The organism is Stutzerimonas stutzeri (genome assembly GCF_000935215.1).
Lineage (GTDB): Bacteria > Pseudomonadota > Gammaproteobacteria > Pseudomonadales > Pseudomonadaceae > Stutzerimonas.
This window is the reverse complement of the sequence record NZ_JXXD01000229.1, coordinates 1-656: the sequence shown is the minus strand read 5'-3', so window position 1 is coordinate 656 and position 656 is coordinate 1. Positions and strand designations below refer to the sequence as shown.

The following is a 656-nucleotide window of genomic DNA, read 5'->3' as shown; positions in this document are numbered from 1 at the left end:
TTATAGAAGAAACGTGGTGCAGGGAGAGTCCATTACAGCCTTCAAAGCCGTTCGCTGCGCTCACTCGGGACGGGCTAAAGCCCGCCCCTTAACCAAACGTTAGGAGCATTGCCTGTGGACGAAGAGGACTTCAAGGAAGTATGTGCCTATTACGGAGCAGCAATGTACTTTGCTCAATGCTTAGAGCACGGCATTGCTAACGCCATGATTTTCTTAGACCTAATTCCTCGCACTAAAGGAAAATGGACTGGCGAAGAATACGAGAGTTACTACGCATCCAATTTTGATAAAACTCTTGGAAATTTAATAAAAGCACTTAAGTCAGTTTCCACTTTACCAGCAGACCTTGAAGAAAAACTCACCGGATCAAGAAACAAACGAGCATATCTAGCTCATCATTTCTTCCGAGAGGCCATGGACATGCTGGCGGCGGGAAAATATGAGGAAGTCATTGAGAGCCTAGAGAACTACCGGAGCTTCTTCGAGGAAACAGACCAAAGTCTTGATAAATTCGTAATGCCCGTAATGATCAAAAGCGGATTCACCGAAGAGCGCATGCAGCAAGCCCTTAAAGAATACAATGAGCTCCTGAAAAATGGCTCCTAACTACTGGTATATGGACTCTCCCCACAAGCAGTGAGGAATAGCTTTTTCGA

At 45.4% G+C, this 656-nt stretch carries 1 protein-coding gene; it reads left to right on the top strand.

The genetic code is table 11. The features are described from left to right. The first annotated feature begins 114 nt into the window (after window positions 1-114). The gene (locus tag LO50_RS24785) at window positions 115-606 is read left to right on the top strand and encodes a hypothetical protein (protein WP_152623995.1); all 492 of its coding nucleotides are present in this window, start codon (window positions 115-117) and stop codon (window positions 604-606) included. The last annotated feature ends 50 nt before the right edge of the window (window positions 607-656 follow it).